Raw genomic sequence first — 19,003 nt, forward strand, 5'->3', positions numbered from 1 at the left:
GCAGGACAAGCTCATCGAGGAGCACGAGCGCGTGGCCGGCGGCGTCGGCCGGGCGATGTCGATCGGCGTGGTCGACGAGGTCATCGACCCCAAGACCACCCGCCGCCGCATCGCCGAGGCGCTCGCCGCGGCCCCGGCCGGACGCGGCTCGCACGGCAACATCCCCCTCTGACCTGCTGAATTAGACGAAAGAGGGCCACCTCCGCGATGGAGGTGGCCCTCTTTCGTCCGCTGTGGACCTATGACCACACCCCGGTTGGAGCGGTCCGCTTCGCGTAGTCCCGGAAGTCGCGGGGCTCACGCCCCAGTGCCCGCCGCACGCCGTCGGCGAGGTGGGCGTTGCGCCCGTCGAGCACCTCGGTGAACAGGTGGCCCAGCATCGCCACGACCTCGGCCGGGACGCCCTGCTCGACCAACCCCGCAGAGAACTGCTCGACCGTCACCGGCAGGTACTCGATGTCCCGGCCGGTCGCCGCGGCGATCTCGCCGATCGCTTCGGCGAAGGTGAGCAGCCTTGGGCCGGTCACCTCGTACACCTCGCCGGCGTGGCCGTCCTCGGTCAGCGCCGCGACCGCGACCTCGGCGATGTCCTCGGCGTCGACGAACGGTTCGGCCACCTCGTCGACCGGCAGGACGACCTCGCCGGCCCGCACGGACTCCACCAGGAAATCTTCGCTGAAGTTCTGGTGGAACCAGCTCGCGCGCACCACAGTCCACTCCGCACCGGATTCCTGCACCGCTTGCTCGGCGCGCTGCGAGCCGGTCTCCCCGCGGCCGGACAGCAGCACCAAGCGCCGGACGCCGTTGCGCACCGCCAACTCGGCGAACGAGCCGACCGCCTCGACGGCTTCCGGGATCGCCAGATCCGGCTGGTAGCTCACGTAGGCCGATTCGACGTCGCGCAGCACCGGCTCCCAGGTGCCGCGGTCCGCCCAGTCGAACCGCGGCGTCGCCGAACGCGACCCGATGCGCACCGGGATGCCCTTGGCCGCGAGCCCCGCGGCCACCCGGCGGCCGGTCCGGCCGGTGCCGCCGAGGACGAGTGCTGCTTTCTGCGCCTTGTTCGTCATGGCTCTAGCCAAGCGGCAAATTCCGAGACTTCCCATAGTTCATTGGCTCGATTCCATAATCCAGCGTCTAATATCGACTCGTGGACGCTCTCGTGAACCTGCTGGACGGCCCGCGAGCCCGCGGGGCTTTCCTACTCCGGGCGGTCCTGGATCCGCCGTGGTCGCTGCGAATCCAGGACCGGGCGCCGCTGACCCTGATGGCCCTGGTGCGCGGATCGGCCTGGGCCGTGCCGGACGCCGGTGACCCGGTGCGGCTCGAACCCGGCGACATCGCGATCGCCAGGGGCCCCGACGCCTACACGGTCGCCGACGATCCGGGCACTCCGCGGCAGGTCGTCGTGCACCCCGGGCAGGGCTGCAGCGCACCATCCGGCGAGCCGCTGCGAGACCTCACCGACGTCGGCGTGCGCACCTGGGGCACGGACCTGGGCGCGTCGATGAACATGCTGATCGGCACCTACCAGGTCACGGGCGAGATCAGCAGCCGCCTGCTCGCCGCGCTGCCCGCGCTGGTCGTGGTCCGGCAGAGCTCGCTGGATTCTCCGCTCGTGGAGCTGCTGGCCGCGGAGATCGGCAAGGATTCACCTGGCCAGGAAGCGGTGCTGGACCGGCTGCTCGACCTGCTGCTCATCGCGAGCCTGCGGGCGTGGTTCGCCAGCCCCGACGCACAAGCCCCGGCCTGGTACCAGGCGCACCGCGACCCGGTGGTCGGCCGGGCCCTGCAACTGCTGCACCACGACCCGGCGTTCCCGTGGACGGTGGAATCCCTGGCCGCGCGGTCCGGAGTGTCGCGGGCGGGGTTGGCCCGCCGGTTCACCGATCTGGTCGGCGAGCCGCCGATGAAGTACCTGACCGGCTGGCGGCTCGCGATGGCTGCAGATCTGCTGCGGGAGTCCGACGCGACGATCGCCTCGGTCGCCCACCAGGTCGGCTACGGCAGCGCCTTCGCGCTCAGCAACGCGTTCAAGCGGCAGTTCGACGTCAGCCCGCAGGAGCACCGCCGCGCCGAGGCCGCGGTGTGATCGCGGGCGAGGTCATCACTCGCAGGGCTTGAACAGCGCGCTGTTCGGCAGCTTGCTGGTGTCCAGCCGCAGCCCCTGGCGCATTTCGTCCAGGACCAGCGGGTAGACCACGTTCCAGGTCACGCACGTCGACTTGGCCTGCGCCGGCGCGTCCTCCAGCGCCTGGTTGCTCCGGAAGGTCAGCATGACCAGCAGCGCGCCGTCCGGTCCCGGATCGATCCGGTGCACCGTCCAGTCGAAGTCCCGAGTGGTGTCGTAGTTGGCCATCCACTTGTCCTTCGGCAGCTCCAGCCACTTCGAGCGGACCACTGTGGACTTCCACCGGTCGTAGTTCTTGTCGTTGATGGAGCGGAAGTGGTTGTCCAGCAGGTCCTGCACGGTCGACAGGTCGGGATGAGCCGCGGCCTCGGGGGTGTAGACGATGCCCAGCGTCGACGTCATCCCGCCGCCCGGCTCCGTCGTAGTGTTGGAGAGCTGGTCGGCGGGCGTATCGCGGTAGACGTACTGCGACAGCAGCACGCCACCGCCTGCCGCGCCCAGCAGCACGACGATCGCGAGCGGGATACCCCATTTCAGCCAGGAACGCACGCCCCAAGCCTTTCACACCGCCACCGAGGCGATCAGAGGTTCCGGCAGAAAGGCCCGCCCGAGTCAGCCCACCCGGTGCAGCCAGGTCACCGGAGCACCGTCGCCGGCGCGGCGGAACGGTTCGAGGGCGTCATCCCAGGCGGCGCCGAGCAGCTGGTCCACGCGGTGGCCGAAGGCCTCCGGGCCCTTGGCGTTGGCCGCGAGCGTCCGCAGCTGGTCCTCGCTGACCATGATGTCGCCGTTGGCGCTGGTGCAGGCCCGCCACAGGCCCAGGCCGGGCGCATGGCAGAACCGCTGCCCGTCCACCCCGGGACTGGGGTCTTCGGTGACTTCGAAGCGCAGCATCGGCCACGCGCGCAGCGCCGTGACCAAGCGTGCGCCGGTGCCCGGCTCGCCCGACCAGTTGCACTCCGCGCGGAGTTGCCCTGGTGCTGCCGGTTGTGCCGTCCAGCGGAGTTCTGTCCGAATGCCGAGTGCGCCAGAGATCGCCCACTCGACGTGCGGGCAGACCGCAGACGGCGACGAGTGAACGTAGACCACACCAATGGTGTGGCCACGGTCGCTGCCACGGGTGCTCACTGCTGACCTCCGCTGTTCGACGAGGGACGTCTTCCCCTACGACCTCGCGTACTTGGCGATCAACAGGTGCGGCGCCATTCTGCATTGCGGGCGGAGCGCTTCGCCACCAGAACGACGGCATTCGGCGCGGGCCCGCGGGCGCGCGCCGAAGCCGGACCGGCCCGGCGGCGACTGCCCCGAATAGCGGAAATCGCAGATCCGGGGCGTTGTCCCGGGTTTTCGCGCTCGCTCGAAAGCACCAACGCGATGGCGGCGGACGAGTGGTGGACACCACTCGATCGGACGAAAGTCGAAACCCCGCGACATTACTCGGACGCCCCGGCTAACGTCTCTGTTCGAACGTGCGGTCCCCACCGGATCTTGGAGGTCGTCATGCGACTGGTGCGGCTCGGTGCGGAACCGACCCAGGTCGGCGCCGACATCCGGGCGGCCATTTCCGCGTGGGGCGCCGGTTGTTCGGTGCTGGGCGGGGTCGCCGTGTTCGGTTGCCGCCCGCCTGGCAGCCCCCGGCCGCTGGACGCGGTGATCGTGCTGCCGCGCGGGGTGGTCGTGGTGCTCGGGGTCGACCTCCCCGAACCCGCCCTGAAGGTCGACGCGCCGTTGCAGACGCCGTGGACGATCGACGGGTGGCCGCTGGTGCGCACCGAAGGCGCGGTCAACCCCGGACTGGAAGGTCTCGAATCGGCCGCCGCGCTGGCCCGCAGCCTGCAGTCGCGCGGGCTGGAACCGCTGCCGGTGGCCGCGGTCGTGGTGGTCGGCCCGTACGCCGGGCAGGTCACGCAGCCCACCACCGACCTGCACCGCGGGGTGCGGGTGGTGTCGCCGAACACGACCTCGATCCTCGCCGCCGCCCGCGAGCTGGCCACCTACGAACTGCCTTGCCCGGTCGAACCCGCCCTGCGGTTGCTGCGGGTGCTCGACGAGAGCTGCGAACTCGGCCCGGCCGAGCTGATCGCCGAGGGGTTCCCGGAGTCCGGGGCCACCGATCTGGCCACCGCGGACACCATGCTGATCCCGAAGTACACCGACCGGCCCGCGGCCGGCGGGGCGGCGCGCCGATTCACGCCGCGCGGCAAGCTGATCGCGGCGGCCGCGGCGCTGGTGCTGGTCTTCGGCGTCCTCGGGACGTGGTTGACGCTCGACCGGCCCGCCGCCAGCCCACCGCCGCGGACCCCGCCCGTCCAGCGGGCCGACGGAGTCGAGTTCACGCAGCGGGTGGCCGCTCGCGACACCTCCTGCGACTGGCACTCGTTCGGCGACGTGCAGCGCTGGTTCGAGCAGCGGCCGTGCCGGGGCCTGACCCGCGCGGTGTTCGACACCCAGGTGTCGGGGCGACCGGCCGCGGTCTCGGTGGCCATCGTCGAACTGCCCGACGAGCAATCTGCGCGCGAGCTGCGGGAAGTCGCCGACACCGCGGGCACCGGCGGCGTCACGGACCTGATCGCCGACGGCTTGGGCTGGCCCGGCGGACCCGACGGGTTCGACAACGCCGCACAGGCCGTGCAGCAGAACGGCAACCAGGTGCGGATCGCGCAAACCGCGTGGCGGGGCCGGACTTCCAACCCGGACGACGTGGGCCTTCGCGCGCTGGCCGAACGCGGCCTCCGCCTCACGCCCCAACCCTGACCCACCAACCCACCGCGTTCGCCGCAATTTCCATTGAAATTGAACCTTCGATTTCAATGGAAATTGCGGTGGGAGCGGGGGGAGTGGTGGGTTCGGTCACGACTGCTCTGGTTCGCGGGCTTCGGTTTCGCGGGCTTCGTCCGGTTTGGCCTGTTCCGGGATCCTGGACCAGCCGCCGCGGGCCGGGGCTCGGTCCGCGGCGAGGATCCGCGGGGCCTTGGTCAGGTACGGGTTTCCCAGGCGGGCCAGGAACAACGCCGGTGCGTAGAGCGGTACGACCGCCGACAGCGCCGCTGCGGTGACGCCCGCGCGCAGCACGTCGCGCGGCAGCAGCGTGGTCTGCCGGTCGACGAATCCGTCGCTGGTCAGCGCCGCCAGCCACAGCACGAGCACGAAGCCCACCATGGTCCCCACCGCCAGCAGGACCGCCGGCTGGTAGCCGAGCCGTTCCGCGCCGAGCATCACCGCGATCCAGCCCAGCAGCGCCGGCAGCTGGCCGCGCTCGGTCGTCGCCGCCCACAGCAGGCCGCCCAGCATCGCGAAACCGCCGCCGCTGCTCTGCCAGGTTTCGGTGATGCGCTCGGCCCACTCGCCGCCGGTGAGGCCGAGCCGCGCGGCGAGCCTGCCCAGCACGTCGAGCGCGGTCGGGCCGTCCTCCGGCGTGACGAACTGGCCGATGATCCAGGCCAGCGTCCACAGCGACACCGCGAACGCGAGCACCTGCTGCCACCTCGGCCGATCCAGCGCGGCCCGGTACAACCGCAGCAGTTCCCGTGGTTGCGCCTGCACGTCCACCCCTGTCCTCGGCGTCGGAAAGACGCTGCCGATCGTCCGGCCGTTGCGATGATCAAGCCCGGCATTGATCAGATCAGGGGCGTGTCCGCACTGCGGAGCGTGATCGGGTTCAGAACGTGCCCGGGTCTGGCGCGCACTCCCCGGCGCCGGAGCAGGCGGGCGGGATCGGGCGGATCACCGAACCGTCCACCAGCCACTGCCCCTGCTTCCCGGTGGACACCAGGAAACGGCCCAGCGGGTCCGCGGACAGCCGCGCCCCGCCCGCGGTCAGCGGCGGCGTCCGGAACGGCACCCCGGCGCCGATCTTCCGCCCGGTGTCCGCCGCGAAGGTGGCCACCCGGGCCTGCCCGCCGTCGCAGTCCACCGGTTCCAGCGCCGCGACGTCGGGCCCGGACCAGGCGATCGCCACCGGCCCGCACGGCGTGTCCGGCGCCGCCTCGACGTGCCCGGCCAGCGAGTTCGCGTCCTGCGCGAGCAGCAGCACCGCGGCCCGGCGGCTGCCCTGTTCCCCGGCCAGGACGGCGAGCCGGCCGTCGTCGGCCAGCGCCAGGTCGTGCACCCGCAGCCCGGGCGGTATCGCGATGGTCTGCCGGTTCTCGCCGCGCACGACCACCACGGCGTTCCCGTCCAGGTAGGCGACGCGCCCGCCGCCCGCGGCCAGCAGCCGGCCGTCGCCGGCCTCTCCGGGCAGCACCCGCTGCCCGCCCTGCGGGGTCACCTCGACGACCCGGCGTCCATCCACTGTGGACGCCATGGTGTAGATCCGGTCGTCGTCGGCGGCGAGGACGCCGGGGTCGGCGCCGTCGACGCGGGCGACCTCCCGGTCCTCCCGGCCCGACAGCACGTCGAAGGCGGCGATCACGCCCGGCTCCGGCGAGGCCAGGTAGCTGTCCGGCCGGACGCTGATGGGTTCCGGGTCGTGCTGGCCCGGAAGCGCGAACATGGCCACGACGAATGCGGCCGCCGCGACCGCCGCCGCGCCGACCAGCACGATCAGCGGGCGGCGCGGCGATCTCCGGCGGCGCACGCCGGCCAGCAGCCGCGGCAGCGCGTCGGGACTGGGCTCGACGTCTTCGACCAGCTGGTGCAGCTGCGCCCGCAGCAGGTCCACTTCCCGTTTGCTGTTCCCGTCCTTCACACCCGCTCCCCCAGCAGATCCGACAGTCGTGAGACGCCACGCGAGCAGTACGACTTCACCGCGCCCTGGCTGCAGCCCATGACCTCCGCGGTTCGAGCCTCGCTGAGATCGGCGTAGTAGCGCAGCACCACGGCCTCCCGCTGCCGGCGCGGCAGCTTGGCCAGCACCGCGGCCAGCACCGCGCGATCGAGTCCGCGGCCCGTGTCGTCGGGCTGGCTGTCCGCGACGGCGAGCTTCGGCTGGTACTTCTTGGCGATCAGCCGGCGCCGCAGCATCGAGCGGGCCCGGTTGAGCACCGCCTGCCGGAGGAACGCCAGCGCCTTGTCCGGATCGCGCAGCCGCGAACGGGAGTCGAAGACCCGCACGTAGGCGTCCTGCACGATGTCCTCCGCGGTGGCGCGGTCGTCCACCAGCAGGATCGCGATGCGCAGCAGTTGCCGGTAGTGCTCCTGGTAGAGGTCGGTCAGCTTGCTCGTCAGTTCATCCATTGCCGCCAGCCCGTCGCCCGGCCAGGCGGTCACGGGCAATGCGATCGACACCGTCACATATCTGCACGACGCCCAAGCCCCCCTCCTTGGTTGCGGCCGGGTTTCACTTGTAATCAATCGGCTGCACCCAACGGCGGCGAAGTTTACCGGCGGCTCCGCCGATGATGATCTCGTGGCGGCTTCTGCCTGCCCTGCCGCCAGATGGATCATGCCCGGTCAGCCCCACTGCACTACCGCCCCGCGCGACCGGGGTAAGCACCGTTCGGGTGTTGGGAACTCTTGCCGGTCGCCAACCGGCGCGGTAGGCCTGTGGTGCCGCGCGGCGCCGAACCGCCGGCCGGCCGGGCGACCTTGCCGGACGCAGCTCTAGGAGGCGCTGATGAAGTTCGGGATCACCACGTTCATCACCGATGAGGGGCTCGGCCCGGCGGAACTGGGCAGGGCCGTCGAGGAGCGCGGGTTCGACTCGCTCTTCGCACCCGAGCACACGCACATCCCGGCGAGCCGGGAATCGCCCTATCCGGGCGGCGGCGACCTGCCCCGCGTCTACTACCGCACGCTGGATCCGTTCGTCTCGCTCACCGCGATCGCGGCGGTCACCGAGCGCCTGCTGGTGGCCACCGGGATCTCGCTGATCATCGGGCGCGATCCGATCACCACCGCCAAGGAGGTCGCGAGCCTCGACCTGGTGTCCGGCGGGCGCGTCATCTTCGGCGTCGGGGCGGGCTGGAACCGGGAGGAAATGCGCAACCACGGCACCGATCCGGCGACCCGCGGCGCGCTGATGGACGAGCGGATCCGGGCGATGCGGGAGATCTGGACGAAGGAGGCGGCCGAGTTCCACGGCGAGCACGTCGACTTCGACCCGATCTACGCGTGGCCGAAGCCGGTGCAGCAGCCGCATCCGCCGATCTACGTCGGCGGGGAGGGCGAGCGGGCCATCGCGCGGGTCGCCGAGTACGGCGGCGGCTGGTTGCCGCGCGGCGGCACCGAGAACCTCGGCGAGCTGGTGCCGAAGGTGCGCGACCGGGCGGGCTGGCGGGTGCCGGTCTCGGTCTTCGCGGCGCCGCGCGATCCGGCGGTCCTGGAGTCCTACGCGGCGGCCGGGGTGGACCGCGCGCTGTTCCTGCTGCCGACCCACCAGCGCGACGAATCGCTGCGCCGGCTCGACGCGCTGGCGGAACTCGCCGAACGCCACGGCTGATCGGCGATTCCGCCGGGCCACCGCGGCGGGCCAGCGGTGTTCACGGTTCCTCGTCTCGCGATTACCAGGCGTGGCTTACATCCTGGTTACTTCCATGCATCGGGCTGGACATTCGGGACATGCGCACAGATCCTCGTGTCTGCTGTGCCCAGTCGTGTTGCACAGCGCATACGCGGGAATGGAGTCCGGGGACGGTGGCTACGAAAACAGCGCCGAGCGGTGGGGCGGCTCGGAAACGCAGGATGAGTCCCAAGGAAATCGCCATCTGGACGTTGGTGGCGGTCGTCGGCGCGATTTCGTGGGGCGTCATCGCGCTGTTCCGCGGCGAGGAGATCTCCGCGGCCTGGCTGGTGTTCGCGGCGCTCGCCTCGTACGCCATCGGTTACCGCTTCTACGCCCGGTTCATCGCCTACCGGGTGCTGAAGGTCGACGACACCCGTGCGACGCCCGCGGAGCGGCTGAACAACGGCACCGACTTCCAGCCGACCGACCGGCGCGTGCTCTTCGGCCACCACTTCGCGGCGATCGCCGGGGCCGGCCCGCTGGTGGGCCCGGTGCTGGCCGCGCAGATGGGCTATCTGCCGGGCACCATCTGGATCATCGTCGGCGTCATCTTCGCGGGCGCGGTGCAGGACATCGTGGTGCTGTTCTTCTCCACCCGGCGCGACGGACGCAGCCTCGGGCAGATGGCCCGCGAGGAGATCGGTCCGATCGGCGGCATCGCGGCGCTGATCGCGGTGCTGGCCATCATGATCATCCTGCTGGCCGTGCTGGCGCTGGTCGTGGTCGGCGCGCTGAAGGGTTCCCCGTGGGGCACCTTCTCCATCGGCATGACGATCCCGATCGCCCTGTTCATGGGCTTCTACCTGCGCTACCTGCGCCCGGGCAAGATCGTCGAGGTCTCGGTGATCGGCGTGGCGCTGCTGCTGCTGAGCATCGTGGCCGGCAGCTGGGTCGCCGATTCGGCGCTGGCCGGGATGTTCACGCTCACCGGCAACCAGCTGACCTTCGCGCTGATCGCGTACGGGTTCATCGCCTCGGTGCTGCCGGTGTGGATGCTGCTGGCGCCGCGCGACTACCTGAGCACCTTCATGAAGGTCGGCGTCATCGCGCTGCTCGCGGTGTCGATCCTGATCGCGATGCCGATGATGAAGACCGAGGCGATCACCGAATTCGCGCTCAACGGGCAGGGTCCGGTGTTCGCCGGCTCGCTGTTCCCGTTCGTGTTCATCACGATCGCCTGCGGTGCGCTGTCCGGCTTCCACGCGCTGGTGTCTTCGGGCACCACGCCGAAGCTGCTGGAGAAGGAGTCGCAGGTCCGGGTCATCGGCTACGGCGGGATGCTCACCGAGTCGTTCGTGGCGATCATGGCGCTGGCCGCGGCGTGCATCATCGAGCCGGGCCTGTTCTACGCGATGAACATGCCGGCTTCGGTGCTCGGTGACACGCTGCAGTCGGCATCGCAGGCGGTCGCCGGGGTCGGCTTCCAGATCTCCCCGGAGGAGCTGGCGGCGGCCGCGGCGGCGGTGGACGAGAGCACGCTGGTCGGCCGCAGCGGCGGCGCACCGACCCTGGCCGTCGGCCTTTCCGAGGTGTTCTCGCAGGTCATCGGCGGCGACGCGATGAAGGCGTTCTGGTACCACTTCGCGGTGATGTTCGAGGCGCTGTTCATCCTGACCACTGTGGACGCCGGAACCCGGGTGGGCCGGTTCATGCTGCAGGACACCGTGGGCAACGTCTGGAAGCGCTTCGGCGACGTCAGCTGGAAGCCGGGCAACTGGATCGCCAGCGCCGTGATCGTCGGCTCCTGGGGCTACTTCCTGTGGGCCGGGGTGAACGACCCGCTGGGCGGCATCAACCAGCTGTTCCCGCTGTTCGGCATCGCGAACCAGCTGCTGGCGGCGGTGGCGCTGGCGGTGGCCACCACGATCCTGATCAAGACGGGCCGGGCGAAGTACGCGTGGGTGACGGTGATCCCGCTGGCGTGGGACGCGGCGGTGACGCTGGTCGCGAGCTGGCAGAAGATCTTCTCCGCCGATCCCAAGATCGGCTTCTTCGCGCAGCGCGCGGCGTACCAGGCGGCGCTGGACGCGGGCCAGACCAGCAAGGGCTCGGCGCACACGGTCGAGGAGATGCAGAAGGTCGTGGTCAACTCCACTGTGGACGGAGTGCTGAGCATCCTGTTCGCCCTGCTGATCGTGATCGTGCTGCTGGACGCGGTCCGGGTGTGGATCAAGGCGCTGCGAGCCGGCGCGCCGCTGCCGGACACCGAAGTCGCGCACGTGGAGTCGAAGCTGTTCGCCCCGTCCGGACTGATCCCGACGGCCGAAGAACGGCGGATCCAGAAGGAGCTGGAGACGGCCGGGACGCCGGGCGTCGAGAAGGCCGGAGCGGGCACATGACCGGCACGATCGGGGCCAGGCTGCGCGAGTCCGCTCGCACTGCCTGGCAGATCGTGCGCGGCGTGGTCGGCGAGAACGCCTACGAGCGCTACCTGGAGCACCACCGCCGGAACCACCCGGACGAGCAACCGCTGCCGGAGCGGGAGTTCTGGCGACGCCACGTCGACCGCCAGGACGCAACTCCCGGCTCCCGCTGCTGCTGACCAGAAACGTGAAGGGCACGTTCGCCGAGCAACCCGGTGAATGTGCCCTTCACTCATTCCCTGATCGCCGACGGACTCGCCCAGACCACACGGCCGGAGATATGACTGCCCCAGCTGAAGGCGCGCCGGGCTTCCTCCGCCGACGCCACGCTCATGCGAAGACTGCGGTCAGTGCTGATGATCTCGGCCCGCTCCTCGAACGCCATGCCCCACGCCGCGATGCGCACATCAACACGTTCGCCGTATTCCTGAAGCACTGCGAACAACCGAGGCGCTGCATCAGCGACCAGAACGTCCGCAATCTCGGTGAACCGCTCCGCACTGCACATCGGAGGCTTTCCCGATGGATCAGCGATGAGCAGGTCGAGCGGATGGCTCGACAACGTCTTACCTGCCCCGACTAGCATCGTTACCTCCTACGAAGAGTGCTTGATCCGGTACTCAGGGTGATGTTAAGGATGTATATCTGGACGTCCACTTTCAAGATGGACGTCCAGATATTCACCCGAACCAGCGCGAACGCGCCCGCGACTGTGGAGGTTTGACGGTGGTCCAGGAGAACGGCCTCGCTAGCGCGACCGTCCGACGGTGGCAGCTCACCGAAACGCTTCGCCGGCTTCGCGAGGAAGCGGGGTTGACGCATGATCAGGTCATCGCGGAACTTTGCAAGGGACAAGGGAAGTGGTCTCGCCCCAAGCTGTCGCGCATCGAAAACCGCGAACAGGGAGTCAAGCTCGCCGAGGTCGAGCAGCTGCTCGACGTCTATCAAGTGGTTGATCGGGATCTTCGATCTTGGCTCGCCGATCTGGCCAGCACCGCGCACGAACGTGGCTGGATGGTCGATCTCCGGAAGAACCTCCCCGAGGACTTCCATGCCTTCCTGAACCTGGAAGTCGCCCTCGTCGCGTCGCGAAGCTTCGAAACCCTCCTAGTGCCAGGGCTGCTGCAAACCGCTGACTACGCGCACGCCTTGATCCGGGGGATCAACCCGGATATCGCCGAGGACGAAGTCGACCGACGAGTCGCGGCTCGCCTCGCCCGGCAGCAGATCCTTCGCAGGGCCGAACCGCCTGAGCTGCACGTGATTCTCGACGAAGGACTGCTGCAACGGCCGGTCGGCGCGGCGCGAGTGATGCGCAATCAACTTCGTTTCCTCGCCGAAGCGGCGGAAGAAGCCAACATCACAGTGCAGGTCTTGCCCAGGGTGGTCGGCGCGAGTCCGGCACTAGAAGGCCCGTTCTCGATCCTGACGCTGCCCGATCCGATTCCTGACGTGGGGTACTCAGAAGGTCCGGGTCGCGCGGTCTACATCGAGGATCGTGAACTCGTCCGCACCTACACGCTCCGTTTCGGTATCCTCACCGAGCAGTCGCTGTCGCAGGTCGACTCGGTGAACAAGCTTGCCGAAGCCGCTGAGAGCTACGGGTGACGTGCGGTCAAGGAGGGCGCGAAGATGATCGAGCAGAGTGCGTTACGTCCTGAAAACTGGCGCAAGAGCAGCTACTCAGGTGGCGGTGGTGTCGGGGGCGGCAACTGCGTCGAGGTGGCGACGGTGGCCGACGGCCGAGTCGCCTTCCGCGACAGCAAGAATCCCGATGCTGGATTCCTGCTCTTCACCCGCACCCAGGTCGACTCTTGGCTAAAACGCCTCAAAGAGGACGAGCTCGAGCGCCTTTCCTGAATCCGCGCCGGGAGCCTGTTACACCGGAGGCTCTCATGGGTGCCAGGCTCCGCAGGTTAGATGGGTCCATCCAGTTCGCATTGCCGGTGTCGAGAGAGTCCACAGCCTGAACCAGGGCAGTTGACCTGCCCGGCGCATCCGCACGGATCAAGCTGAGCACGGGACGTGGGCTGCCAGATCCGGCTGGCACCCTACTACCTCCAAATCACGAGATCCGTCTGGAACCTGTACGAGGGAGAGGACCCCGAGTACTGGAACTCCTCGTCGACACTGACGAGCTTGAAGAAGATCAGCCGACCCTTGTCGGTGCGGTAGCAGACCTGCGTACCGGAATCTACTGGTGCTGCCAGTTGCGACTGAGTGTCGATCAAGTCTGAACACTGCTTCTTCGTTGGTGGCGTTGAACCAGTCCAGCGACTCCCCTTGTTATTCAAGGGGATTGCACCCTGATTGGCATATAGGTCATTCTCGCCAGCGTCGGAACCGAGTGAATTGTGGTTGTTTCTTGGTGGGATCGATTCGAAGTCGGGATATCCTGTGAAGGCAAACCTGCCCTTCCAACGAATCTCTGGATCGGCGGGTGCGGTTTGGGGAAGTGCCGAGTCAGTGGCGACAGGCGGTTTTTCGACTGTCACCGTCACGGTCTGTGTGACCGGCGCAGCAGCGTTTGGTGGGGCCTTCTTGCTGTCCTGCGCGGCCAGGTAAGTAAACGTGCCTGTCACGACTGCGGAGACTACGGCCGCCGTGGCGGTGGCCAGCCCGAGGCACCCCGTCGTCTGCCAGAAGTTCCTGGGATTGTTGGCGTTGGTCGTCTCCGACCTCGTGACCTCGTCTTGTCGGCTCTCTGACCTGCTGGACTGATACGTCATGGTGAAGCGATTCCCCAGTCGTCGACTTCCCGCCCGAACACGATAGCGAGCACCGGAGATCGGCGATGGAGGGCCACCTCCGCAACCTCCGCCCATCATCACCGTGCTCGGACCTGCCGAGGTGGCCGACGTACGGCTGCCCGGCCGCAGTTGTACTACAGGCGGGCAGCCGTCGGGCAGTGCTGGCGTGTCTGATCAGAGCCCGTGCGTACTTTTCGTCGCTATGGTGACGAAAAGTACGCACGGGCCTGTCGCGTCAGGACCTCAGGTCTTCGGTCGTCAGGCGCAGGGCCAGGGCACCGAAGACCACGGCCGCCGTTCGGTCCAGCCAGCGTTGGATCGCCCGGCGGCGGAGCAGGACGTTCGACAGCCAGCCCGAGGCGAGGCCCACCGAGGCGTCAACGCTGAGGCCCACCACGACCAGCAGCCCGCCGAGGGCCAGCAGCTGCACCGAGATCGGCCAGTCCGCCTGCATGCCGATGAACTGCGGGACGAACGCCAAGTAGAACAGGATCACCTTGGGGTTCGACACGTTCGTCAGCACCGCCAGCGCGTAGATGCGCCGCAGCGACCTCGCCGGTGCCGCCTGCACTTCCGGAACCGCCGACGCCCGCCACGACTGGATCGCCAGGTACAGCAGGAAGACGACACCGGCGATCCGCACGACCTCCAGCGCCGCGGGCACCGCCTGGAACATCGCGGTCAGCCCGAGCGCGGCCACGACCGTGTGCACGACGATGCCGCTGGACATGCCCAAGGCCGCGACGACGCCGCCGCGCGGCCCCGAGGAAATGCCGTTGGCCAGGATGAACATCATGTCCGGGCCGGGCACCAGCGAGATCACCGCCGCAGCACCGATGAACGCGAGCACGATTCCGAGATCCATCTCAGCCCCCGATCCGAGCGCGGTGCGACCGGGGCCGGGGCCGGGGAAGTGTGGTCCGAGTCAGTTGGGAAGTCCTCTCGCGCATGACCGCGACCGCGGTCAGCCTGATTTGGGGATTTCCCGGAAGGATACGTCCCTGAACCGATCCGGTTCCTTGGGCAGGCGGAGGATTCGTTCGCCGATGATGTTGCGCTGGATCTGGTCCGTGCCGCCGCCGATCGACGTGAAGTAGGCGTTCATCGCGGCGAAGTTCGCGTCGTCGCCGTCGGGGTGGCCGGCGCCCTCCAACATCGCCTCCGCGCCGACGATCGCCGTCTGCACCCGGCCGGTCTCGTGCAGCAGTCGCGACATCAGCAGCTTCCCCAGCGATGCCAGCGACGACGAGGTGCCCTGCTCCAGCTCGGCCTGCGCGCGCTGGTTGTTCCAGCGGTTCGCCGCTCGCAACGTCAGCACCCGCGCGATGTCCTGGCGCACCACGGGATCGTCGAGTCGTCCGTGCCTGCGGGCCAGCTCGATCAGGTCGACCTCCCCGCCGTCCTTCTTCGCGCGCCGCGTGCTGGCGCCGCGGTTGGACTCCGCGAGCACCACCCGCTCGTAGGCCAGCGCGGTCTGCAGCACCCGCCAGCCCTGGCCGGGTTCGCCGAGCATGTTCGCCGCCGGAACCCGGGCATCGGTGAGGAAGACCTCGTTGAAGTGCGCCTCCCCCGTCATCTGCCGCAGCGGCCGCACTGTCACGCCCGGCTGGTCCATCGGCAGGAAGAAGAAGCTGATGCCGCGATGCTTCGGCGCCTCCGGGTCGGTGCGGGCGATGAGCATGCCGTAGTCGGCCTCGGCCGCGTTGGACGTCCACACCTTCTGCCCGTCGATCCGGTAGGAATCGCCGTCCGGGACCGCGGTGGTGCGCAGGCCCGCCAGGTCGGACCCGGCGCCGGGTTCGCTGTAGAGCAGGCACATCCGGACCTCGCCGAGCAGCAGCGGGCGGATGAACCGCTGCCGCAGCTCCGCGCTGCCGTACGCCAGGACGGTGTTCGCCCACAGGTTGGTCCGGTCCTGGCCGCTGCCCGGCGCTCCGGCCCGGCGGAACTCCGCCTCCACGGCGTCGGCCGATTCCTCGTCCAGGCCGAGCCCGAAGTTCTCGCGCGACCAGCGCGGCACCGCGTAGCCGCGATCCACCACCGCGGCCAGCCATTCGGCGCGGTCGGCCGCCGGGTCCCAGTGGCCGGCGAGCCACTGCGGCACTTCGCTGCGCAACGAGTCGATGTTCATGGTCACCCCTGATCGGCGATGGCGGAGAGGTAGCGCTCGCGGTGCGTCGCCGCGTCGCCGAGCAGCTGGGCGCTGCTGCGGGCTCGGCGCAGGTAGAGGTGCGCGGGGTGTTCCCAGGTGAAGCCGATCCCGCCGTGGATCTGGATGTTGTCGGCGGCGACCCGCACGAAGGTTTCGGAGCAGAAGGCCTGCGCCATCGCGGCCAGCGCGGTGGCCTCCGGGCTCCGCTCGGCCAGCGCCCAGGCCGCCGCGTAGGCGGTGGAGTACGCCGATTCGACCTCCACCAGCAGGTCGGCGCACATGTGCTTGATGGCCTGGAAGCTGCCGATGGCGCGGCCGAACTGGAACCGGGTCCGGGCGTACTCCACGGCCATGTCCAGCGCCGCCCGGGCCCCGCCGGCCTGTTCGGCGGCGAGCGCGACCTCCCCGGTGCGCAGCGTCCGGTCCACCGCCGCGGCGGTGCTGCCGGGGTCTCCGACCGCCCGGGCGGGCACGTCGTCGAGGGTGATCACCGCGAGCCGCCGAGTTCTATCCACAGTGGACATCGGTTGGATGGAGACGCCGTAGGCGGCCGGGTCGACGGCGAACACCCGCGGCCCGCCGGCGACCAACAGCAGCAGGTCGGCCGTCGCGCCGTCGAGCACGAAGCGCTGCTCGCCGGAAAGCCTTTCCCCGGCGGCGATCGACTGCTGCGCGAACACGACCGTCGCGGTGCGCTGTCCGCTCGCCAGGTCCGGCAGGAACTCCGCGCACGAGAGTTCGGTCAGCAGCGTGGCGGCGAGCACCGAGCTCGACAGGTACGGGCCGCAGAACAGCTTCTTGCCCATCTCCTCCAGCACGATGGCGAGCTCGACCGGCCCGGCCCCCGCACCGCCGCAGCTCTCCGGCACCACCAGGCCCGCCAGGCCCAGCTGCTCGGCGAGCAGCTTCCACAGGTCCTGATCGATGCCGGTCGCGCTCGCGGCCGCCGCGCGCACGGCGGGTTCCGCGCTGTGGTCGTCGAGCACCTCGCGCACCGCCTGGCGCAGCGCGTGCTGCTCATCGGTGAAATCGAAGGTCATGTCGACGCTCCCGGAGGGCGAAGGGGTTGCCGCGGATCGGTTTCGGCCGACATGGCGTCATCCCTGCCCAGCAACCCGGTGCCGATCTCCCTCGTGCACCGGCCCTGCGCAGGTGCGGGAAGCCCCGCCACCGGTGGGCGGTCGGCCGGGCGCCGAAGGCCTGGATCGTCGTCGCGGCAGTGGCCCATTCGAAACCTCCGCTGGTTTCGCGCTGAGTCCGACATACCCGAACATATTTCCGACGGCTTCCGTCCGCAATAGCCCTTCGGGGCTCAGGACCGGGCGTGCACCCCGGCCAGGACCGTGTCGACCAGCTCGGCCAGGTAGCCCGCCGACTCCGCCCAGACCTGCCCGCGCAGGTGCGGCGGCGTGGCGCGGACGTGGTTGGACACCGCGCCCGCGATCAGGTCGGCGATCAGCGCCACCGACGCGCCGGTTGGCAGTTCGCCGCGCTCGATGCCGCGCCGCACGATCGCGCGGGTCGCCCGGATGTGCTCGGGGTACGGGTCGTCGGTCAGCGACTCGGCGAGCTCCGGCGAGAACTGCGCGTCCACGCCCAGCCGGGAGGTCAGCGCGCCCTCGTCGGCGCCGAGGTACTCCATCCAGCCGCGGGCGAACTCGACCAGGTCGGCGCGCAGCTCGCCGGTGTCGATCTCGGCGATGAACCGGGTGCGCTCCCGCACCGCGGCGACCAGCAGCGCGGCCTTGTTCGGCCAGCGCAAGTAGAGCGAGCCCTTGCCGATCCCGGAGCGCCGGGCGACCTCGTCGAGCGAGAAGCCGCTCCAGCCGCGCTCGGCGTACACCGCCCGCGCCGCCTCCAGGGCGCGCGTGTCCACCGCTGGGTCCCGGGGCCGTCCGACGCGCTGTGCCTTCGCCACCACGCCATCCTGGCACCTGAGCGATCCCTTCCGTCCAGCACGGGACCGGATACCGGCCGAGAGGAGAGCTGCCTTGCGCACCCAGGTCGCGATCGTCGGTGGCGGCCCCGCCGGGCTGCTGCTGTCCCACCTGCTGCACCTGCACGGCATCGATTCCGTCGTGCTGGAGCGGCACAGCCAGGAGTACGTCCAGCACCGCGTGCGCGCCGGCGTGCTCGAACAGGGCACCGCGGACCTGCTGCGCGAAGCCGGGGTCGGCGACCGGATGCTGCGCGAGGGCGACGTGCACGACGGCGTGCACCTGCAGTTCGACGAGGAACGCCTGCGCATCCCGTTCCGCGAGCTCACCGGCCGCGGGATCACCGTGTACGGCCAGCAGGAGGTGGTGCGCGACCTCGCCGAGCGCCGCCGGCGCGATGACGGCCAGGTGCTGTTCGAGGTCGCCGGCGTCGGCGTGCACGACGTGACGACCGACCGGCCGTTCGTCCGCTTCACCCACGAGGGCGTCGAGCACGAACTGCGCGCCGACTTCGTCGCGGGCTGCGACGGCTTCCACGGCGTCTGCCGGGACACCATCCCGGCCGGGAAGCGGACCGTCTACGAGCGCGTCCACCCCTTCGGCTGGCTGGGCGTCCTGGCGTCCGTCGCGCCGTCCTCCGGCGAGCTGATCTACGCCAACCACGCCAACGGATTCGCGCTGCACAGCATGCGGTCGGCCGAGGTGAGCCGCTTCTACCTGCAATGCGCCCCGGACGAGCCGCTCGACGAGTGGCCGGACGAGCGGATCTGGGCGGAGCTGCGGACCCGGCTGGGCACACCGGGCTGGACGCTGCACGACGGCCCGATCACCGACAAGACCGTCACCGCGATGCGCAGCTTCGTGGCCGAACCGCTGCGCCACGGCCGCCTCTTCCTGGCCGGCGATTCCGCCCACATCGTCCCGCCGACCGGCGCGAAGGGGCTCAACCTCGCGGTGTCCGATGTGGACCGGCTCGCCGACGCGGTGGCCACCTACCACCGGACCGGCAGCACCACCGGCCTGGACGGCTACTCCGCCGCCTGCCTGCAACGGGTCTGGCGGGTGCAGAACTTCTCGTGGTGGATGACCTCGCTGACGCACCACTTCGGCGGCCCGGACGCGGCCTTCGAACGCCGCCTGCAGCGCGCCCAGTTCGACTACCTCCGCACCTCCACCGCGGCGGCCACCACGCTGGCGGAGAACTACGTCGGCCTGCCCCTGCGCTGAC

Annotated in this window: 20 protein-coding genes; 8 read left to right on the plus strand and 12 right to left on the minus strand. The window is 69.8% G+C overall.

Features of this window, described 5'->3' with window-relative positions; all coding sequences use genetic code 11:
* Window positions 1-239 precede the first annotated feature (239 nt).
* Entirely contained in the window at window positions 240-1,070 is an 831-nt protein-coding gene (locus AC07EQ_RS37545; protein WP_478392574.1) for a Rossmann-fold NAD(P)-binding domain-containing protein, read from the minus strand.
* An 80-nt stretch (window positions 1,071-1,150) separates the two neighbouring features.
* Here AC07EQ_RS37545 and AC07EQ_RS37550 point away from each other — a divergent pair, with 80 nt between their 5' ends.
* Window positions 1,151-2,092 (plus strand): AraC family transcriptional regulator, encoded by a 942-nt coding sequence (locus tag AC07EQ_RS37550; protein WP_478392575.1) that lies wholly within the window; start codon window positions 1,151-1,153, stop codon window positions 2,090-2,092.
* A 15-nt stretch (window positions 2,093-2,107) separates the two neighbouring features.
* Here the strand turns inward: AC07EQ_RS37550 and AC07EQ_RS37555 are convergent, their stop codons facing one another.
* Complete coding sequence (locus tag AC07EQ_RS37555; protein WP_478392576.1) at window positions 2,108-2,680, minus strand: hypothetical protein; 573 nt, start codon at window positions 2,678-2,680, stop codon at window positions 2,108-2,110.
* Window positions 2,681-2,743: 63 nt separating this feature from the next.
* Window positions 2,744-3,220 carry a DUF3145 domain-containing protein gene (locus tag AC07EQ_RS37560; protein WP_165968583.1) on the minus strand — a complete coding sequence of 159 codons (477 nt, stop codon included), beginning with the start codon at window positions 3,218-3,220 and terminating at the stop codon, window positions 2,744-2,746.
* A gap of 411 nt (window positions 3,221-3,631) precedes the next feature.
* Between AC07EQ_RS37560 and AC07EQ_RS37565 the strand changes: the two genes are divergently transcribed.
* Complete coding sequence (locus AC07EQ_RS37565; protein ID WP_478392577.1) at window positions 3,632-4,885, plus strand: hypothetical protein; 1,254 nt, start codon at window positions 3,632-3,634, stop codon at window positions 4,883-4,885.
* 96 nt (window positions 4,886-4,981) lie between these two features.
* Here AC07EQ_RS37565 and AC07EQ_RS37570 read toward each other — a convergent pair whose 3' ends face one another.
* The 3 genes from AC07EQ_RS37570 to AC07EQ_RS37580 form a co-directional block, all read right to left on the minus strand.
* Entirely contained in the window at window positions 4,982-5,674 is a 693-nt protein-coding gene (locus AC07EQ_RS37570) for a hypothetical protein (RefSeq protein WP_478392578.1), read from the minus strand.
* Window positions 5,675-5,789: 115 nt separating this feature from the next.
* Entirely contained in the window at window positions 5,790-6,818 is a 1,029-nt protein-coding gene (locus tag AC07EQ_RS37575) for a hypothetical protein (protein ID WP_478392579.1), read from the minus strand.
* Window positions 6,815-7,357: a SigE family RNA polymerase sigma factor gene (locus AC07EQ_RS37580; protein ID WP_478392580.1), complete on the minus strand. Its 543-nt coding sequence runs from the start codon at window positions 7,355-7,357 to the stop codon at window positions 6,815-6,817. The genes AC07EQ_RS37575 and AC07EQ_RS37580 overlap by 4 nt, the downstream gene beginning before the upstream one ends.
* Before the next feature lie 328 nt (window positions 7,358-7,685).
* Between AC07EQ_RS37580 and AC07EQ_RS37585 the strand changes: the two genes are divergently transcribed.
* The 3 genes from AC07EQ_RS37585 to AC07EQ_RS37595 all read left to right on the plus strand — a co-directional run bounded on the left by AC07EQ_RS37585 (window position 7,686) and on the right by AC07EQ_RS37595 (window position 11,115).
* Window positions 7,686-8,510, plus strand: coding sequence for an LLM class F420-dependent oxidoreductase (locus AC07EQ_RS37585; protein WP_478392581.1), 825 nt, complete (start codon window positions 7,686-7,688; stop codon window positions 8,508-8,510).
* A gap of 242 nt (window positions 8,511-8,752) precedes the next feature.
* Window positions 8,753-10,912, plus strand: coding sequence for a carbon starvation CstA family protein (locus tag AC07EQ_RS37590; RefSeq protein WP_478392582.1), 2,160 nt, complete (start codon window positions 8,753-8,755; stop codon window positions 10,910-10,912).
* Window positions 10,909-11,115, plus strand: a complete 207-nt coding sequence (locus AC07EQ_RS37595; RefSeq protein WP_478392583.1) for a YbdD/YjiX family protein — start codon at window positions 10,909-10,911, stop codon at window positions 11,113-11,115. The genes AC07EQ_RS37590 and AC07EQ_RS37595 overlap by 4 nt, the downstream gene beginning before the upstream one ends.
* Window positions 11,116-11,168: 53 nt before the next feature.
* Here AC07EQ_RS37595 and AC07EQ_RS37600 read toward each other — a convergent pair whose 3' ends face one another.
* Entirely contained in the window at window positions 11,169-11,522 is a 354-nt protein-coding gene (locus AC07EQ_RS37600; RefSeq protein ID WP_478392584.1) for a hypothetical protein, read from the minus strand.
* Between the two features lie 140 nt (window positions 11,523-11,662).
* Here AC07EQ_RS37600 and AC07EQ_RS37605 point away from each other — a divergent pair, with 140 nt between their 5' ends.
* A complete protein-coding gene (locus tag AC07EQ_RS37605; RefSeq protein ID WP_478392585.1) occupies window positions 11,663-12,544 on the plus strand; it encodes a helix-turn-helix domain-containing protein in 882 nt (293 codons plus the stop codon).
* Between the two features lie 24 nt (window positions 12,545-12,568).
* The gene (locus AC07EQ_RS37610) at window positions 12,569-12,796 is read left to right on the plus strand and encodes a DUF397 domain-containing protein (RefSeq protein ID WP_478392586.1); all 228 of its coding nucleotides are present in this window, start codon (window positions 12,569-12,571) and stop codon (window positions 12,794-12,796) included.
* A 194-nt stretch (window positions 12,797-12,990) separates the two neighbouring features.
* Here the strand turns inward: AC07EQ_RS37610 and AC07EQ_RS37615 are convergent, their stop codons facing one another.
* The 5 genes from AC07EQ_RS37615 to AC07EQ_RS37635 all read right to left on the minus strand — a co-directional run bounded on the left by AC07EQ_RS37615 (window position 12,991) and on the right by AC07EQ_RS37635 (window position 17,756).
* Window positions 12,991-13,518 carry a hypothetical protein gene (locus AC07EQ_RS37615; RefSeq protein ID WP_478392587.1) on the minus strand — a complete coding sequence of 176 codons (528 nt, stop codon included), beginning with the start codon at window positions 13,516-13,518 and terminating at the stop codon, window positions 12,991-12,993.
* 403 nt (window positions 13,519-13,921) lie between these two features.
* On the minus strand, window positions 13,922-14,551 hold the full coding sequence (locus AC07EQ_RS37620; RefSeq protein ID WP_478392588.1) for a LysE family translocator: 630 nt from the start codon (window positions 14,549-14,551) through the stop codon (window positions 13,922-13,924).
* Window positions 14,552-14,650: 99 nt separating this feature from the next.
* Complete coding sequence (locus AC07EQ_RS37625; RefSeq protein WP_478392589.1) at window positions 14,651-15,817, minus strand: acyl-CoA dehydrogenase family protein; 1,167 nt, start codon at window positions 15,815-15,817, stop codon at window positions 14,651-14,653.
* Window positions 15,818-15,819: 2 nt separating this feature from the next.
* Window positions 15,820-16,878 (minus strand): acyl-CoA dehydrogenase family protein, encoded by a 1,059-nt coding sequence (locus AC07EQ_RS37630; RefSeq protein WP_478392590.1) that lies wholly within the window; start codon window positions 16,876-16,878, stop codon window positions 15,820-15,822.
* 272 nt (window positions 16,879-17,150) lie between these two features.
* A complete protein-coding gene (locus tag AC07EQ_RS37635; RefSeq protein ID WP_478392591.1) occupies window positions 17,151-17,756 on the minus strand; it encodes a TetR/AcrR family transcriptional regulator in 606 nt (201 codons plus the stop codon).
* 73 nt (window positions 17,757-17,829) lie between these two features.
* Here AC07EQ_RS37635 and AC07EQ_RS37640 point away from each other — a divergent pair, with 73 nt between their 5' ends.
* Window positions 17,830-19,002, plus strand: a complete 1,173-nt coding sequence (locus AC07EQ_RS37640) for a 4-hydroxybenzoate 3-monooxygenase (protein WP_478392592.1) — start codon at window positions 17,830-17,832, stop codon at window positions 19,000-19,002.
* The last annotated feature ends 1 nt before the right edge of the window (window position 19,003 follow it).

Source organism: Saccharopolyspora sp. NPDC045839, from assembly GCF_056431645.1.